The 16,730-nt window shown below is 72.1% G+C and carries 17 protein-coding genes; 16 read left to right on the forward strand and 1 reads right to left on the reverse strand.

The features are described 5' to 3' along the window. The first annotated feature begins 5 nt into the window (after positions 1-5). The 7 genes from rpsR (at position 6) to AB0O82_RS13395 (ending at position 4,900) form a co-directional block, all read left to right on the forward strand. Positions 6-242 carry a 30S ribosomal protein S18 gene (gene rpsR, locus AB0O82_RS13365; RefSeq protein ID WP_363583130.1) on the forward strand — a complete coding sequence of 79 codons (237 nt, stop codon included), beginning with the start codon at positions 6-8 and terminating at the stop codon, positions 240-242. Between the two features lie 53 nt (positions 243-295). Further along, positions 296-469, forward strand: a complete 174-nt coding sequence (gene rpmF / locus AB0O82_RS13370) for a 50S ribosomal protein L32 (protein WP_063346769.1) — start codon at positions 296-298, stop codon at positions 467-469. Positions 470-559: 90 nt separating this feature from the next. Beyond that, positions 560-1,666 carry an aminopeptidase P family protein gene (locus AB0O82_RS13375; RefSeq protein ID WP_363583132.1) on the forward strand — a complete coding sequence of 369 codons (1,107 nt, stop codon included), beginning with the start codon at positions 560-562 and terminating at the stop codon, positions 1,664-1,666. A 79-nt stretch (positions 1,667-1,745) separates the two neighbouring features. Continuing rightward, entirely contained in the window at positions 1,746-2,309 is a 564-nt protein-coding gene (gene efp / locus AB0O82_RS13380; protein ID WP_350877845.1) for an elongation factor P, read from the forward strand. Between the two features lie 4 nt (positions 2,310-2,313). After that, positions 2,314-2,751, forward strand: coding sequence for a transcription antitermination factor NusB (gene nusB / locus AB0O82_RS13385; RefSeq protein WP_063346766.1), 438 nt, complete (start codon positions 2,314-2,316; stop codon positions 2,749-2,751). Between the two features lie 159 nt (positions 2,752-2,910). After that, the gene (locus AB0O82_RS13390) at positions 2,911-3,738 is read left to right on the forward strand and encodes a thioesterase family protein (protein ID WP_363583134.1); all 828 of its coding nucleotides are present in this window, start codon (positions 2,911-2,913) and stop codon (positions 3,736-3,738) included. A gap of 220 nt (positions 3,739-3,958) precedes the next feature. After that, on the forward strand, positions 3,959-4,900 hold the full coding sequence (locus tag AB0O82_RS13395) for a hypothetical protein (protein WP_363583136.1): 942 nt from the start codon (positions 3,959-3,961) through the stop codon (positions 4,898-4,900). A 124-nt stretch (positions 4,901-5,024) separates the two neighbouring features. On the opposite strand, the gene AB0O82_RS13400 is transcribed toward AB0O82_RS13395, so the two are convergent. Then, positions 5,025-5,528, reverse strand: a complete 504-nt coding sequence (locus AB0O82_RS13400; RefSeq protein WP_031072501.1) for a transcriptional regulator — start codon at positions 5,526-5,528, stop codon at positions 5,025-5,027. A 330-nt stretch (positions 5,529-5,858) separates the two neighbouring features. Here AB0O82_RS13400 and pyrR point away from each other — a divergent pair, with 330 nt between their 5' ends. From pyrR to mihF, 9 genes are all read left to right on the forward strand, one after another. Next, positions 5,859-6,506: a bifunctional pyr operon transcriptional regulator/uracil phosphoribosyltransferase PyrR gene (pyrR, locus tag AB0O82_RS13405; protein WP_363583138.1), complete on the forward strand. Its 648-nt coding sequence runs from the start codon at positions 5,859-5,861 to the stop codon at positions 6,504-6,506. A gap of 5 nt (positions 6,507-6,511) precedes the next feature. Next, entirely contained in the window at positions 6,512-7,486 is a 975-nt protein-coding gene (locus tag AB0O82_RS13410; RefSeq protein ID WP_363583140.1) for an aspartate carbamoyltransferase catalytic subunit, read from the forward strand. Further along, positions 7,483-8,787: a dihydroorotase gene (locus AB0O82_RS13415; RefSeq protein WP_363372726.1), complete on the forward strand. Its 1,305-nt coding sequence runs from the start codon at positions 7,483-7,485 to the stop codon at positions 8,785-8,787. Before AB0O82_RS13410 ends, AB0O82_RS13415 begins: the two co-directional genes overlap by 4 nt. Then, a complete protein-coding gene (locus tag AB0O82_RS13420) occupies positions 8,784-9,350 on the forward strand; it encodes a hypothetical protein (RefSeq protein WP_363583142.1) in 567 nt (188 codons plus the stop codon). Before AB0O82_RS13415 ends, AB0O82_RS13420 begins: the two co-directional genes overlap by 4 nt. After that, a complete protein-coding gene (gene carA, locus AB0O82_RS13425) occupies positions 9,347-10,564 on the forward strand; it encodes a glutamine-hydrolyzing carbamoyl-phosphate synthase small subunit (protein ID WP_363583144.1) in 1,218 nt (405 codons plus the stop codon). Before AB0O82_RS13420 ends, carA begins: the two co-directional genes overlap by 4 nt. Then, positions 10,557-13,865 (forward strand): carbamoyl-phosphate synthase large subunit, encoded by a 3,309-nt coding sequence (carB, locus tag AB0O82_RS13430; RefSeq protein WP_363583146.1) that lies wholly within the window; start codon positions 10,557-10,559, stop codon positions 13,863-13,865. The genes carA and carB overlap by 8 nt, the downstream gene beginning before the upstream one ends. Before the next feature lie 106 nt (positions 13,866-13,971). Further along, positions 13,972-15,087 (forward strand): quinone-dependent dihydroorotate dehydrogenase, encoded by a 1,116-nt coding sequence (locus AB0O82_RS13435; protein ID WP_363583148.1) that lies wholly within the window; start codon positions 13,972-13,974, stop codon positions 15,085-15,087. Between the two features lie 101 nt (positions 15,088-15,188). Next, on the forward strand, positions 15,189-16,022 hold the full coding sequence (gene pyrF / locus AB0O82_RS13440; protein WP_350877835.1) for an orotidine-5'-phosphate decarboxylase: 834 nt from the start codon (positions 15,189-15,191) through the stop codon (positions 16,020-16,022). Positions 16,023-16,387: 365 nt separating this feature from the next. After that, positions 16,388-16,714: an integration host factor, actinobacterial type gene (mihF, locus tag AB0O82_RS13445; protein WP_063346755.1), complete on the forward strand. Its 327-nt coding sequence runs from the start codon at positions 16,388-16,390 to the stop codon at positions 16,712-16,714. Positions 16,715-16,730: the final 16 nt, after the last annotated feature.

Below are 16,730 nucleotides of genomic sequence, written 5' to 3' on the forward strand. Positions count from 1 at the left end.
TCACTGTGCGTAAGCGACCGAACCCGCCCAAGGCCCGGCCGAACCCGTTGTTCACGGCCGGCATCGAGTACATCGACTACAAGGACACCGACCTGCTGCGGCGCTTCGTCTCCGACCGCGGCAAGATCCGGAGCCGCCGCGTCACCCGGCTCACCGTCCAGCAGCAGCGCGCCGTGGCCAGGGCCGTCAAGAACGCCCGCGAGATGGCCCTCCTCCCGTACGCCGCCGGCACCACCCGGTAACCGGACCACCGTCACCACCGCCACCACCGTCACCACCCGACAAGGAGCCCCCGATGGCCGTCCCCAAGCGCAAGACGTCCCGCAGCAACACCCGGCACCGCCGGGCCCAGTGGAAGGGCAAGGCCCCGAAGCTCGTCCCGATCACCCTCAACGGCCGCGAACTGCTCGTCCCCCAGAACCTGGTCCCCGCCTACCGCCGCGGCCTGATCGACCCGGAGGGGGCGTAGCGACCACGGAGGGGGCGTGCGGGGGTGGGGGCGCGCCCTGTCGGGGGTGCTCGGCGGGCGGATCGGAGTGGGGGTTCGTAGGCTCGACGCATGTCTGATGCGTACGCGGGTCGGCGGGAGCGGGTGAGGGAGCACTGCAGTGCGGCCGGGGCCGATGCGGCGCTGATCACCCGGGCGGCGAACGTGCGGTATCTGACGGGCTGCGCGCCCTGCGGGGCGACGCTGCTGCTGACCCGGGAGCGGGTGCTGCTGGCAGTGCCGGACGATCTGCCGGCGGACGACACCGGGGAACACCTGATCGCGCCGGACGTCACCCAGGTACCGGTGGCGGCCTCGGCGGACACCGCCCTGGCGGCGGCCGCCGCCGCCGTGCGACTGGGCGTGGCGGACCTGGCGGTGGAGGAGCACGACCTGACCGTCAGCCGCCACCGCGCGGTGGCGGGCCTGGCGGAGGGGGCCCGGCTGGCCGACCTGGGGCAGGTGGTCGAGCGGCTGCGGGTGGTCAAGGACGAGCACGAGATCGCCGACCTGCGGATCGCCGCCGAGATCGCCGACCAGGCGCTCGGCGAACTGCTGGAGTCGATCCTGGTCGGCCGCACCGAACGGCACCTGGCGATGGAGCTGGAACGCCGGATGATCGACCACGGCGCGGACCGGGCGGCCTACCCGGTGTCCGTCGGCACCGGCAGCCACTCCGGCCAGCCCGCCCACCAGCCGACCGACCGCCGGGTGGAGGAGGGCGACTTCCTCACCGTGGTGATGGGCGCCCAGTACCGGGGCTACGGCGTCTCCACCGCCCGGACCTTCGTGATCGGCGCCGCGCCCGCGCCCTGGCAGGTGGAGCTGCACCGGTTGGTGTTCCGGGCCCAGCGGGCCGCCCGGGAGGCACTCGGGCCGGGCGTGGAGCAGTACGTGCCCGACCGGGCCGCGCGGCAGATCCTGGAGGCGGCCGGCCACACCGAGACCTCCCCGCACCCGGTGGGCCACGGCATCGGGCTGGAGATCCGGGAGGCGCCGCGCCTCGGTCCGTCGGACATGGGTAAACTGGACAGCCGCGTGCCGGTCACCGTCGGCCCAGGGGTCCACCTCCCGGGCAAGGGCGGTGTCCGGATCGAGGACACGCTCGTGGTGCGTCCCCCAGAGGAGGGCGGGCCCGAGCTGCTCACCATCACCACCAAGGAGCTCCTCGCCCTGTGACCGCGGCCGCCCGTCGGCCGTCGGCGGCAGGACGCAAGCCTTGGTTCCTTGACAGCTATATCCAGGAGTAAGTGCGCCCGTGGCTTCCACGAACGATCTCAAGAACGGCATGGTCCTCAAGCTGGAGGGCGGCAAGCTCTGGTCCGTCGTCGAGTTCCAGCACGTCAAGCCCGGCAAGGGCCCGGCCTTCGTGCGCACGAAGCTCAAGGAGGTCCTGACCGGCAAGGTCGTCGACAAGACCTTCAACGCCGGCACCAAGGTCGAGACCGCCAACGTCGACAAGCGCGGCATGCAGTTCTCGTACAAGGACGGCGAGAACTTCGTGTTCATGGACACGGACACCTACGACCAGATCGTGGTCGAGCCGGCCGTCGTCGGCGACGCCTCCAAGTACCTGCTGGAGGGCTTCGAGGCCCTGGTCGCCATGTACGAGGGCTCCCCGCTGTACATCGAGCTCCCGGCCTCCGTCGAGCTGCTGATCTCCCACACCGAGCCGGGCGTCCAGGGCGACCGCTCCACCGGCGGCTCCAAGCCGGCCACGCTGGAGACCGGTGCCGAGATCGCCGTGCCGCTCTTCATCGTCACCGGTGAGAAGATCAAGGTCGACACCCGCGACGGCAGCTACCTCGGCCGGGTGAAGTAAGTCCGTGTCGGCCGCACGTAGCAAGGCCCGCACCCGGGCCTTCCAGATCCTCTTCGAGGCCGACCACCGCGGGGTCGACCCGCAGCGGGTCCTCGCGGACTGGGTGGCCCGCGCCCGCGAGCCGAAGCCCGACGAGGGCACCCCGCAGGTCGGCGAGTACACCATGGAGCTGATCGAGGGGTACGTCCAGCACGCTCGCCGGATCGACGACCTGATCTCGCAGTACGCGGTGGGCTGGACCCTCGACCGGATGCCGATCGTGGACCGCAACGTCCTGCGGCTCGGCGCCTACGAGCTGATCTGGGAGGACGGCGTCCCGGACGCGGTCGTCCTGGACGAGGCCGTGGAGATCGCCAAGGAGTTCTCCACGGACGACTCCCCGGCCTTCGTCAACGGCCTGCTCGCCCGCTTCCTGGAGCTGAAGCCGAGCATCCGCCGGTAGGTCCCGACCACCGGCGGTGGTGAGACCCGCAGAACGGCCGCTGGACCCGGATTCCGGGTCCGGCGGCCGTCGCGCGTTTCACCCGGGCGGCGTAAGGTGGTGCCCTACTCGCCAGTAACTTGGCGTTCGGAAACCCGCAGTGAAGGGCAGGCCACCCCCATGACCACCGCGACCCGCAGCGAGTTCGACCAGGGCATCGCCCTGACCCGGCACCCTGACGAGCCCGGCCGCTACGAGGCCGAACTCGGTGCCGGCTGGCAGATCGGCGGCGGGGTCAACGGCGGGCTGCTGCTCGCCGTCGCCGGACACGCGCTGTCGCTGGAGCACGGCGACCACCCCGACCCGGTGTCGATCAGTGGTTACTACCTGTCCGCCTCCACGCCCGGCCCGGCCACCGTCCGCACCGAGGTGCTGCGCACCGGCCGCGGGCTCTCCACCGGCACCGCCTCGCTCAGCCAGGACGGCGTGGAGCGGCTGCGGGTGGTCGCCAGCCACGGCGACCTCTCCACCGCCGACGGCGAGGTGCGCACCAGCGCCGTGCCGCCGCAGCTGCCGCCGCCGGACCAGTGCGTCGGCGTCGAGCACGCGCCCCGGGAGCTGATCGCCCAGGCCGAGCTGCTGGAGCGCTTCGACCTGCGGCTGGACCCGGCCACCATCGGCTGGGCGCTCGGGCAGCCGTCCGGCAACGGGCGGATCCAGGGCTGGTTCCGGCTCGCCGACGGCCGCGATCCCGACCCGCTGCTGCTCCTGCTGGTCGCCGACGCGCTGCCGCCGGTGACCTTCGACCTGGGCCTGCCCGGGTGGGCCCCGACCGTCGAACTGACCGTCCACCTGCGGGCCAGGCCGGTCCCGGGCTGGCTGCGGGTCACCCACGCCACCCGCAACGTGGCCGGCGGGTACTTCGAGGAGGACGCCGAGGTCTGGGACGAGTCCGGCCGCCTGGTCGCGCAGTCCCGCCAGCTCGCCCGGGTGCCGCGGACGGCGTGAATCACATCGTCTTACCGTCGGTTACATTCCTGTGACACGCCGTACGTGTGCGGCGCGCGCGGATGGGGAGATAGACGGTCAGCGGCGAGCCGGCCGCTGACCGTCACCCGCCGACGGTACCCGTCGATGCCAGGAGCCATCCCGTGAGCGAGCGCAGCGAGCGAACCACCGAGAGGCGCGCAGGGGCGCATGCCCGTGCCGAGCGCAGCGAGGTGGGCGCATGAGCCGCAACGGCCGCGCCCGCCGCAACTCCGACTGCACCGCCGGCGGCCCGCGACCCACGGTGCGGGCGCCGCACCAGCGGCGGCGGGTCGAGGGGGCCGAGCAGGCGTTCGTCATCGGGATCCTGACCAGCGCGGCCGACTTCGCCCGGGCCCGTGCCTGGGGGCTGTCGAACGCCGCCGACCACGAGCACTACCTGGCCGAGACCGCCGAGCTGCTGGCCGACGCCCTGGAGCGCTTCGACACCGTGCGGGCCCGGATGTTCCACCCGCAGGACTTCGCGGAGTTCTGCGTGCTGCACGGGCTGGACCCGGCCGAGCCGCTCGCCCGCGACCGCTACCTGGTCAATCCGCCGTTGCAGACCCAGCTGTTGGCCTATCAGGGCGAGGAACTGGCCGGGGACTTCGTGCCGCGCCTGGTCCGGGCCCGGGAGAACGGGCTGACGCTCTGCCACGCCGACCTGCTGCTGGACGGCGGCCTGTCCGGGGCCGCGGGCGAGGTCGACGAGGAGCACGCCCGCTGGGTGCGCGCCGCCCGCCAGCGCGGCGCCGAGGTGTTCCGCCGGATGCTGGTCGGCGCGGGCGCCGGGGTGTACGAGCTGCGGCTGCGGGTGGACGCGCCGGGCGGGCGGCTGACCGCGGCGGCCCGGGTGCTGCAGTGGGAGGACGGCGTGGTCCGGATCAACGACGAGGACCTGGAGCTGGTCTGCGCGGTGCTGTGCGCCGGATTGGCGCTGGAGCTGCCGGGGGTGGCGGTGCTGCACGGCTCGCAGGGCTCGGTGGCGGCGGGCGGTGCCCGTGGCGGAGCCGCCGACGAGCACTTCCTGCCGGCCTCCTGGGCCTGGTCGAGCGGCGGGCAGGACTGGGCGCCGGCTGCCGGGCCGGTGCGGCTGGACGGCGTGGCGGCGCAGCCCGGCTACAGCCTGGGGACGGTCTGCTGAGCCGGCCGTGGACGCGCGACGGCGCGGCCCCCGGGATGCGGGGTGCCGCGCCGTGACGTTTCTGCACGGCCCGGGGCGTGGCCCGGACCGCGGACCGAGCCGGCGGGAGCCGGTGCGGCGAGCGTCAGCTCGCCTCCTCCTCGCGCACCGCGCGGCGCGCGTCGGGGTTCAGCACGCCCCAGGAGATCAGCTGCTCGGTGAGGATCGACGGCGACTGGTCGTAGATGACCGCCAGGGTGCGCAGGTCGTCCTGGCGGATCGACAGCACCTTGCCGTTGTAGTCGCCGCGCTGGCTCTGGATCGTCGCCGCGTAGCGCTGCAGCGGGCCGGCCTTCTCGGACGGGACCTGGGTCAGTCTCTCCAGGTCGAGCACCAGGCGCGGCGGCGGCTCGGCCGCGCCGCCGGGGGTGCCGCCGGGCAGCAGCTCCTGCACCGGGACGCCGTAGAACTCCGCCAGCTCGGCCAGCCGCTGCACGGTGACCGCACGGTCGCCGCGCTCGTACGAGCCGACGACGACTGCCTTCCAGCGCCCCTGGGACTTCTCCTCGACACCGTGCAGGGAGAGACCCTGCTGAGTGCGGATCGCTCGGAGCTTGCCTCCGAGTTGCTTCGCGTAGTCGCTGGACATTGATCTCCCCGGACGAGATTGCTTCGCGTTCAGTGGTGGGTCACGGACGATTGCCGACGCCGTTACCGGTGGGTTCGACGTCCGTCTCGTAACTCACTGTGAGGTTACGTAGAGTAAGGTAGCTGCGTCAAGCCGAATGGGGCAGTCGTGCGAATGGCCCGCATCCGCGGCGCGTCCGGGGCGTGAACCCGGCGAAGCGGAATGGTGCGTGTCCGGTTGCCTCCCGGCCCGCTGCTAGGATGGCTCGAAGCCCGCGCCCGGTCGGCGGGGGCAGTCCCAGACATCCTTTAAGGCCCGTCCAGTGAGGCGGGGAAGGAGGTCCGCTTCGGCATGACCACACACCAAGATTCGACGCCGCGACCGCCGCACCAGGTGCTGGACGGCACGGACATCGCCCGGGTCGTCACCCGGATAGCGCACGAGATCGTCGAGCGCGCCAAGGGCGCCGAGGACGTCGTGCTGCTCGGCATCCACACCAGGGGCGTCCACCTCGCCCGCCGCCTGCACGGCCGGCTGGCCCAGATCACCGGGCGCGAGATCCCGCTCGGTGCCCTGGACATCACCATGTACCGGGACGACCTGCGGCTCAAGCCCGCCCGCGCCCTGGAGCACACCGAGATCCCGTCCGGCGGCATCGACGGCAAGCTCGTCATCCTCGTCGACGACGTGCTCTTCTCCGGCCGCACCATCCGGGCCGCGCTCGACGCGCTGAACGACATCGGCCGCCCGCGCGCCGTCCAGCTCGCCGTCCTGGTCGACCGCGGCCACCGCGAGCTGCCGATCCGGGCCGACTACGTGGGCAAGAACCTCCCCACCTCGCTGCGCGAGGCCGTGCAGGTGCGCCTGTCCGACAGCGACGGCGTGGACGCCGTGCTGGTCGGCGACCGCGACTACACCGATGCGTCGCGCTCCGCGCGCGATGAACAGGGTTCGCAGGCCCTGGCCTCCCAGCCGTCCGAACCGCACCTTTCGGAGTAACCCGCGTGAAGCGCCACCTCGTCTCCGCCGCCGATCTCACCCGCGACGACGCGCTGCTGATCCTGGACACCGCCGAGGAGCTGGCCCAGCTCTCCGGACGGGCCGTCAAGAAGCTGCCCACGCTGCGCGGCCGGACCGTCGTCAACCTCTTCTTCGAGGACTCGACCCGCACCAAGACCTCCTTCGAGGTCGCCGAGAAGCGGCTCTCCGCCGACGTCATCAACTTCTCCGCCAAGGGCTCCTCGGTCTCCAAGGGCGAGAGCCTCAAGGACACCGCGCTCACCCTCCAGGCGATGGGCGCCGACGCGGTCGTCGTCCGGCACCACGCCTCGGGCGCGCCGGCCCGTCTCGCCCAGTCCGACTGGCTGCACGGCAGTGTGATCAACGCCGGTGACGGCACCCACGAGCACCCCACCCAGGCGCTGCTCGACGCCTTCACCATGCGCCGCCACCTCAACGCCGGGCTGGGCCACGACCTCGCCGGGCGCCGGGTGACCATCGTCGGCGACATCCTGCACAGCCGGGTCGCCCGTTCCAACGTGCACCTGCTGACCACCCTCGGTGCCCAGGTGACCTTCGTCGCCCCGCCGACGCTGCTGCCGATCGGCATCGAGAACTGGCCCTGCGAGGTCAGCTACGACCTGGACCGCGTGCTCCCCAAGACGGACGCGGTGATGATGCTGCGGGTGCAGCGCGAGCGGATGAACGCCGCGTTCTTCCCGACCGAGCGCGAGTACAGCCGCCGCTACGGCCTGAACGGCACCCGGATGTCCCAGCTGCCCGAGCACGCCATCGTGATGCACCCCGGCCCGATGGTGCGCGGCATGGAGATCACCGCCGAGGTCGCCGACTCGCCGCGCTGCACCGTGGTCGAGCAGGTCGCCAACGGCGTGTCGGTCCGGATGGCCGTCCTGTACCTGCTGCTCGGGGGAGCCACCCTCAACGACGCCCGCACCGACTCCGTGGAGACCGCTCAGTGACCACCTACCTGATCCGCAACGCCCAGATCCTCGGCGGTGCCCCGCAGGACCTCCACCTCGCCGACGGTGTGATCAAGGCGATCGGCACCGACCTGGCGGTCGAGGCGGACATCGAGATCGACGCCGGCGGCCTGATCGTGCTGCCCGGTCTCGTCGACCTGCACACCCACCTGCGCGAGCCCGGCCGCGAGGACGCCGAGACCGTGCTCACCGGCACCCGGGCCGCCGCGATGGGCGGCTTCACCGCCGTGCACGCGATGGCCAACACCACCCCGGTGGCCGACACCGCCGGCGTGGTCGAGCAGGTCTGGCGGCTCGGCCAGGAGGCCGGCTACTGCGACGTGCAGCCGGTCGGCGCCGTCACCGTCGGCCTGGAGGGCAACAAGCTCGCCGAGCTGGGCGCGATGCACGAGTCCGCCGCGAACGTGCGGGTCTTCTCCGACGACGGCAAGTGCGTGGACGACGCGGTGCTGATGCGCCGCGCCCTGGAGTACGTCAAGGCCTTCGACGGCGTCGTCGCCCAGCACGCCCAGGAGCCGCGGCTCACCGAAGGCGCCCAGATGAACGAGGGCCAGGTCTCCGGCGAGCTCGGGCTCGGCGGCTGGCCGGCCGTCGCCGAGGAGTCGATCATCGCGCGGGACGTGCTGCTCGCCGCGCACGTCGGCTCCCGGCTGCACGTCTGCCACGTCTCCACCGCCGGTTCGGTCGAGATCATCCGCTGGGCCAAGGCCAAGGGCTGGGACGTCACCGCCGAGGTCACCCCGCACCACCTGCTGCTCACCGACGAGCTGGTCCGCTCCTACGACCCGGTCTACAAGGTCAACCCGCCGCTGCGCACCGCCGAGGACGTCCAGGCGCTGCGCAAGGCGCTCGCGGACGGCACCATCGACGCCGTCGCCACCGACCACGCGCCGCACCCGGACGAGGACAAGGACTGCGAGTGGGCCGTCGCCGCGATGGGCATGGTCGGCCTGGAGACCGCGCTGTCGGTCGTGCAGCAGACCATGGTGGACACCGGCCTGCTGAACTGGGAGGGCGTCGCCGACCGCATGTCGCACCGCCCGGCCCGGATCGGCCGTCTCGCCGGACAGGGCCGTCCCGTCTCGGTCGGTGAGCCGGCCAACCTGGTGCTGTTCGATCCCGCGTACCGTGGTGCCGTGAACCCGGACAGCTTCGCCACCCGTAGCCGCAACACCCCCTACAAGGGCCTTGACCTGCCCGGACGGGTGCACGCCACCTTCCTGCGCGGGCGCGCCACCGTGCTGGCCGGCGAGCTGGCCGAGCAGGGTGGGGCGGCGTGACCGGCCCGGCCGCGCTCGCCCAGGAGCAGGCCAAGGTCACCAACTGGCCCGGGTACATCGGCTGGGCCGTCGGCCTGCTGATCGTCATCGGGCTCGTCTACTGGCTGATGCGGCAGGGCTGGAACTGGCGGCGCACCCTCCAGTCCGGCATCCCGCCGCTGCCCGCCGTGCCGGCCGGCGCCGGGCGGACCATCCTGGAGACCAGCGGGCGGTACCACGGCTCCACCACCGCCGGGAACTGGCTCGACCGCGTCGTCGCGCACGGCCTGGGCACCCGCAGCCGCGCCGACCTCACCCTCGGCGAGGACGGCCTGCTGGTGCGGCGCCCCGGTGACGTCGACCTCTGGATCCCGGCCGGACACCTGACCGGTGCCCGCACGGACTCCGGGATCGCCGGCAAGGTCGTCCCGGCCGGGCTGCTCGTCGTCACCTGGACGCACGAGGGCACCGAGCTGGACTCGGGCTTCCGGGCCGACCACCCGGACGAGCACGCCGCCTGGGTCGAGGCGATCGCCCAACTCGCAACACGTACGAAGACGAAGACGGAAGAGGCCGCTCAATGACCGCACCTGCCCCCACCACGCAGCGCCGACGGCGGGAGCGCACCCCCGCCGTGCTCGTCCTGGAGGACGGCCGGACCTTCCGCGGCGAGGCCTACGGCGCGACCGGCGAGACCTTCGGCGAGGCCGTCTTCAACACCGGCATGTCCGGCTACCAGGAGACCCTCACCGACCCGTCGTACCACCGCCAGGTGGTCGTGATGACCGCCCCGCAGATCGGCAACACCGGCTGGAACGACGAGGACGACGAGTCCAAGCGGATCTGGGTCGCCGGGTACGTCGTGCGCGACCCCGCCCGGGTGGCGTCGAACTGGCGCTCCACCCGCTCGCTGGACGAGGAACTCGTCCGCCAGGGCGTCGTCGGCATCAGCGGCATCGACACCCGGGCGCTCACCCGCCACCTGCGCGAGCGCGGCGCGATGCGCTGCGGCATCTTCTCCGGCGAGGCGCTGACCGACCAGGCCGAACTGCTCGCCCGGGTGCAGCGGTCGCCCGAGATGAAGGGCGCCGACCTGTGCGCCGAGGTGGCCACCACCGAGGCGTACGTCGTGCCCGCGATCGGTCCCGGCGGCGAAGCCCTGCCCATCGGCACTGCGGAGTTCACCGTCGCCGCGCTGGACCTCGGCATCAAGGGGATGACCCCGCAGCGGATGGCCGAGCGCGGCATCGAGGTGCACGTGCTGCCGGCCAACTCCACCCTGGAGGACCTCTACGCGGTCCAGCCGGACGGCGTGTTCTTCTCCAACGGCCCGGGCGACCCGGCCACCGCCGACCACCAGGTCGCCGTCGCGCAGGGCGTGCTGGAGCGCGGGACCCCGTTCTTCGGGATCTGCTTCGGCAACCAGATCCTCGGCCGCGCGCTGGGCTTCGGCACCTACAAGCTCAAGTACGGCCACCGCGGCATCAACCAGCCGGTGCAGGACCGCACCACCGGCAAGGTCGAGGTGACCGCGCACAACCACGGCTTCGCCGTGGACGCACCGCTGGACCGGGTGAGCGACACCCCCTTCGGGCGGGTCGAGGTCTCCCACGTCTGCCTCAACGACGACGTGGTCGAGGGCCTCCAGGCGCTCGACGTCCCCGCCTTCAGCGTGCAGTACCACCCCGAAGCGGCGGCCGGCCCGCACGACGCGGCCTACCTCTTCGACCGGTTCGTCGAGCTCATGCGAGGCGACGACAAGCACAGCGTGAAGCTCATGGAGGGCCAGCGTGCCTAAGCGCACTGACATCAAGTCCGTCCTGGTGATCGGGTCCGGCCCGATCGTGATCGGCCAGGCCGCCGAGTTCGACTACTCGGGCACGCAGGCCTGCCGCGTCCTCAAGGCCGAGGGCCTGCGGGTCGTGCTGGTCAACTCCAACCCGGCCACGATCATGACCGACCCGGAGATCGCCGACGCCACCTACGTCGAGCCGATCACCCCGGAGTTCGTCGAGCGGATCATCGCCAAGGAGCGCCCCGACGCGCTGCTGCCGACCCTCGGCGGGCAGACCGCGCTCAACACCGCGATCTCCCTGCACTCGGCCGGCACGCTGGAGAAGTACGGCGTCGAGCTGATCGGCGCCGACGTGGTGGCGATCAACAAGGGCGAGGACCGCCAGCTGTTCAAGGGCGTCGTCGAGGCGGTCAACGCCAAGATCGGCCACGGCGAGTCCGCCCGCTCGGTCATCTGCCACTCGATGGACGACGTGCTGGCCGGCGTCGACACGCTCGGCGGCTACCCGGTCGTCGTGCGCCCCTCCTTCACCATGGGCGGCGCCGGCTCCGGCTTCGCCCACGACGAGGAGGACCTGCGCCGCATCGCCGGCCAGGGCCTGGCCCTCTCGCCGACCACCGAGGTGCTCCTGGAGGAGTCCATCCTCGGCTGGAAGGAGTACGAGCTGGAGCTGATGCGCGACAAGAACGACAACGTCGTGGTCGTCTGCTCCATCGAGAACTTCGACCCGATGGGCGTGCACACCGGTGACTCGATCACCGTCGCCCCGGCGATGACCCTCACCGACCGTGAGTACCAGATCCTGCGCGACATCGGCATCGCCGTGATCCGCGAGGTCGGCGTCGACACCGGCGGCTGCAACATCCAGTTCGCCGTCAACCCCGACGACGGCCGGGTCATCGTCATCGAGATGAACCCGCGGGTGTCGCGCTCCTCCGCGCTGGCCTCGAAGGCGACCGGCTTCCCGATCGCCAAGATCGCCGCCAAGCTGGCCGTCGGCTACACGCTCGACGAGATCCCCAACGACATCACCGAGCAGACCCCGGCCTCCTTCGAGCCGGCCCTCGACTACGTCGTGGTGAAGGTCCCCCGGTTCGCGTTCGAGAAGTTCCCGAGCGCCGACGCCACGCTGACCACCACCATGAAGTCGGTCGGCGAGGCCATGGCCATGGGCCGCAACTTCCCCGAGGCGCTGCAGAAGGCGCTGCGCTCGCTGGAGAAGAAGGGCTCCCAGTTCTCCTGGACCGGCCCGGTCGGCGACAAGGCCGAGCTGCTGGTCAAGGCAGTCGTGCCGACCGACGGCCGGATCAACACCGTGATGCAGGCCATCCGGGCCGGCGCCACCCCGGAGGAGGTGTTCGAGGCCACCAAGATCGACCCGTGGTTCGTCGACCAGCTCTTCCTGCTCGACGAGATCGCCGGCGAGCTGACCGAGGCCGCCGAGCTCACCCCCGAGCTGCTGCGCCACGCCAAGCGGCACGGCTTCTCCGACCAGCAGATCGGCGAGATCCGCGGTCTGAAGCCGGACGTCGTCCGCGAGGTCCGGCACGCGCTCGGCATCCGCCCGGTGTTCAAGACCGTCGACACCTGCGCCGCCGAGTTCGCCGCCAAGACCCCGTACTTCTACTCGTCCTACGACGAGGAGAACGAGGTCGCCCCGCGCACCAAGCCGGCCGTGATCATCCTCGGCTCCGGCCCGAACCGCATCGGCCAGGGCATCGAGTTCGACTACTCCTGCGTGCACGCCTCCTTCGCGCTGGCCGACGCCGGGTACGAGACCGTGATGGTCAACTGCAACCCGGAGACCGTCTCCACCGACTACGACACCTCCGACCGGCTCTACTTCGAGCCGCTCACCCTGGAGGACGTGCTGGAGATCGTCCACGCCGAGCAGCAGGCCGGCCCGCTGGCCGGCGTGATCGTCCAGCTCGGCGGCCAGACCCCGCTCGGCCTGGCCCAGGCGCTCAAGGACAACGGCGTGCCGATCGTCGGCACCCAGCCCGAGGCGATCGACCTCGCCGAGGAGCGCGGCGCCTTCGGCCGCGTGCTGCGCGACGCCGGCCTGCCCGCCCCCAAGCACGGCACCGCCTTCTCCTTCGCCGAGGCCAAGGCCATCGCCGACGAGATCGGCTACCCGGTGCTCGCCCGCCCGTCGTACGTGCTCGGCGGCCGCGGCATGGAGATCGTCTACGACGAGGCCTCGCTCGCCTCCTACCTGGAGCGCCACGCCGGCCTGATCTCCGAGCACCCGGTGCTCATCGACCGCTTCCTCGACGACGCGGTGGAGATCGACGTCGACGCGCTCTACGACGGCACCGAGCTCTACCTCGGCGGCGTCATGGAGCACATCGAGGAGGCCGGCATCCACTCCGGCGACTCCGCCTGCGCGCTGCCCCCGATCACCCTCGGCGGCTACGACATCAAGCGCCTGCGCACCTCCACCGAGGCCATCGCGCGCGGCGTCGGCGTCCGCGGCCTGATCAACATCCAGTTCGCACTGGCCGGGGACATCCTGTACGTGCTGGAGGCCAACCCGCGCGCCTCCCGCACCGTGCCGTTCACCTCCAAGGCGACCGCCGTGCCGCTGGCCAAGGCCGCCGCCCGGATCTCGCTCGGCGCCACCATCGCCGAACTGCGGGCCGAGGGCCTGCTCCCGGCCGAGGGCGACGGCGGCACGCTGCCGGCCGACGCGCCGATCGCGGTCAAGGAGGCCGTGATGCCGTGGAGCCGCTTCCGCGACATCCACGGCCGCGGCGTGGACACCGTGCTCGGTCCGGAGATGCGCTCGACCGGCGAGGTCATGGGCATCGACAAGGTCTTCGGCACGGCCTACGCCAAGGCCCAGGCCGGCGCCTACGGCGCGCTGCCGACCAAGGGCAAGGTCTTCGTCTCGGTCGCCAACCGTGACAAGCGCAACCTGGTCTTCCCGGCCCGCGCGCTGGTCGGCCTCGGCTTCGAGGTGCTCGCCACCGCCGGCACCGCCGAGGTGCTGCACCGCGGCGGCATCCCGTCCACGCTGGTGCGCAAGCACAGCGAGGGCGAGGGCCCCAACGGCGAGCGGACCATCGTCCAGCTGATCCACGACGGTGAGGTCGACCTCATCATCAACACGCCGTACGGCACCGGCGGGCGCCTCGACGGCTACGAGATCCGCACCGCCGCCGTGTCCCGCGGCGTGCCCTGCCTGACCACGGTCCAGGCGATGGGCGCGGCCGTCCAGGGCATGGACGCGCTGCTGCGCGACGAGGTCGGGGTGATGTCGCTCCAGGAGCACGCCGCGCTGATCAACGCCGGCCGCAAGTAGCACCACCGCAGTGGGGGGCACCGAGGCCGGCCGGGTGCCCCCCACTTCCATGCCCTGATCCGGGTGCTCACGCCCAGATCCGGGCCCTGATCCGGGAGTTGGGTTTTTGTACAAGCTGCTGTTCGACCTCGTCTTCAAGAAGATGGACCCCGAGAAGGCCCACCACCTCGCCTTCTTCTGGATCCGGCTCGCCTCCTCGGTGCCCGGCCTGCGCACGCTGGTGCGGCTGGTGCTCGCCCCGCGTGACCGGGCGCTGCACACCACCGCCCTCGGCCTCGACCTGCCGGGGCCGTTCGGCCTGGCGGCCGGCTTCGACAAGAACGGCGTCGGCATCGACGGCCTGGCGATGCTCGGCTTCGACTACGTCGAGATCGGCACCATCACCGGCGAGCCCCAGCCGGGCAACCCGACGCCCCGGCTGTTCCGCCTGGTCGAGGACCGCGCGCTGATCAACCGGATGGGCTTCAACAACCAGGGCTCGGCCCGGGTCGCCGCGCGCCTCGCCGCCCGCCCGCACACCAGCTCCACCCCGGTGATCGGCGTCAACATCGGCAAGACCAAGGTGGTCGAGGAGGCCGACGCCGTCGCCGACTACGTCAAGTCCACCGAGCGGCTGGCCAAGTACGCCGACTACCTGGTCGTCAACGTCAGTTCGCCGAACACCCCCGGGCTGCGCAACCTCCAGGCCGTGGACCACCTGCGCCCGCTGCTCTCCGCCGTCCGCGAGGCCGCCGACCGCACCACCGCGCACCACGTCCCGCTGCTGGTCAAGATCGCCCCCGACCTGGCCGACGAGGACGTCGACGCGGTCGCCGACCTCGCCCTGGAACTGGGCCTGGACGGCATCATCGCCACCAACACCACGATCGGCCGCGAGGGCCTGCGCGCCGACGCCGCCCGGGTCGAGGAGATCGGCATGGGCGGCCTGTCCGGCGCCCCGCTCAAGGCCCGCGCCCTGGAGGTGCTCCAGCGCCTGCGCGCCCGGACCGGGGGCCGGCTGACGCTGGTCTCGGTCGGCGGCGTCGAGACCGCCGAGGACGCCTGGCAGCGGATCGTCCACGGCGCGGACCTCGTCCAGGGCTACAGCGCCTTCATCTACGAGGGCCCGTTCTGGTGCCGCCGGATCCACCGGGGCCTCTCCGCCCGGATCCGGGCCGCGGGCTTCCGCGACCTGGCCGCCGCCGTCGGCAGTGCCGTCGACGGCACCAGGGCCGCCTCCTGAACCACCGTGCGGCCCCGGCTCGTACGACGCCCCGTACGAGCCGCGCACGACCTCCCGTACGGCCTCCGTGCGGCCTCCCCACGACCTTCCGGAAGGACGACATGACCCTCGCCCCGTTCGGCGCCCGGCTGCGCCAGGCCCTCGACACCCGCGGCCAGCTCTGCGTCGGCATCGACCCGCACGCCTCCCTGCTCGCCGCCTGGGGGCTCGGCGACGACCTTGCCGGCCTGGAGACCTTCAGCCGCACCGTCGTCGAGGCGCTGGCCGACCGGGTGGCCGTGCTCAAGCCGCAGGCCGCCTTCTTCGAGCGCTTCGGCAGCAAGGGCGTCGCGGTGCTGGAGAAGTCGGTCGAGGAGGCCAGGGCGGCCGGCGCGCTGGTCCTGATGGACGCCAAGCGCGGCGACATCGGTTCCACCATGGCCGCCTACGCGGAGGCCTTCCTGTCGCCCGGCAGCCCGCTGTTCTCGGACGCCGTCACGGTCAGCCCGTACCTGGGCTTCGGCTCGCTGCGCCCGGCCCTCGACCTGGCCCGCGCGCAGGGCTGCGGCGTGTTCGCGCTGGCGCTCACCTCCAACCCGGAGGGCCACGAGGTGCAGCGGGCGGTCGGCGCGGACGGCGAGTCGGTCGCGGCCTCGGTGCTGCGGCAGCTGGCGGCGGAGAACGGCGACGCCGCCCCGCTGGGCTCCTTCGGCGCGGTCGTCGGCGCGACGCTCGCCGACGCGGGCGTGGAACTGGCCATCAACGGCCCGCTGCTGGCCCCCGGGATCGGCGCCCAGGGCGCGACGATGGCCGACCTGCCGCGGGTGTTCGGCGCCGCGGTGATCAACGTGGTGCCGAGCGTCAGCCGGGACGTGCTCAAGCACGGTCCGTCGGTGGCGGCCCTGCGCTCGGCGGCCGAGCGGTTCGTCGGCGAGTACGCGGACGCGGTGAAGTAGCGGCGATCGAGGGCGCGAGCGCGTAGCGGGGCGATGACCCTGCGCAGTGTGCGCAGCCCGGCGAGGGTCCCCGGACCTCCCCGGAGTTGACGTGAGCGCCGTCACATTGGCGGTGTCAAAGTTTCGCAATCGCGGTCATTTTGCCCTGGAAAGTCCTGGTCGGCCTTGGCTGACCAGGACTTTTCGTGTTCTTTTCCTGACGTGGCGCCGCAATCCGGGTAGTGTCCGGCGATAGGTCATCGGCGAGCCGCGAAACCCGTAGCTCCCGCAGGTCAAGGGCCCTCTGGTTCCCCTTGCGGACGGTGTCCTGGGATCCAAACCAGTCATAGCTCAATCCCTTCCTTCCACACCCTGAGGTGAACGGCGTGGCTCTTCCGCCCCTTACCCCTGAACAGCGCACCGCCGCGCTCGCCAAGGCCGCCGAGGCTCGCCGGGAGCGCGCCGAGGTCAAGAACCGGCTCAAGCACTCCGGCGCCTCCCTGCACGAGGTGATCAAGGCCGGAAAGGCCGAGAACGACGTCATCGGCAAGATGAAGGTCTCCGCACTGCTGGAGTCCCTTCCCGGCGTCGGCAAGGTCCGTGCCAAGCAGATCATGGAACGCCTCGGCATCAGCGAGAGCCGGCGCGTCCGCGGCCTCGGTACGAACCAGATCGCCTCCCTGGAGCGGGAGTTCGGCGGCGGTGCCGCCTGACCGTGCCCCGTGGTCC

Origin of the sequence: Kitasatospora sp. NPDC088264 (assembly GCF_040685715.1) — a bacterium.
GTDB lineage: Bacteria > Actinomycetota > Actinomycetes > Streptomycetales > Streptomycetaceae > Kitasatospora.

Coding starts and splice junctions, on each gene's coding strand:
- AB0O82_RS13390 (WP_363583134.1), top strand. CDS start 2,911: ATGACCACCGCGACCCGCAGCGAGTTCGACCAGGGCATCGCCCTGACC.
- carA (WP_363583144.1), top strand. CDS start 9,347: ATGACCGCACCTGCCCCCACCACGCAGCGCCGACGGCGGGAGCGCACC.
- AB0O82_RS13375 (WP_363583132.1), top strand. CDS start 560: ATGTCTGATGCGTACGCGGGTCGGCGGGAGCGGGTGAGGGAGCACTGC.
- AB0O82_RS13400 (WP_031072501.1), bottom strand. CDS start 5,528: ATGTCCAGCGACTACGCGAAGCAACTCGGAGGCAAGCTCCGAGCGATC.
- rpmF (WP_063346769.1), top strand. CDS start 296: ATGGCCGTCCCCAAGCGCAAGACGTCCCGCAGCAACACCCGGCACCGC.
- AB0O82_RS13395 (WP_363583136.1), top strand. CDS start 3,959: ATGAGCCGCAACGGCCGCGCCCGCCGCAACTCCGACTGCACCGCCGGC.
- pyrF (WP_350877835.1), top strand. CDS start 15,189: ATGACCCTCGCCCCGTTCGGCGCCCGGCTGCGCCAGGCCCTCGACACC.
- pyrR (WP_363583138.1), top strand. CDS start 5,859: ATGACCACACACCAAGATTCGACGCCGCGACCGCCGCACCAGGTGCTG.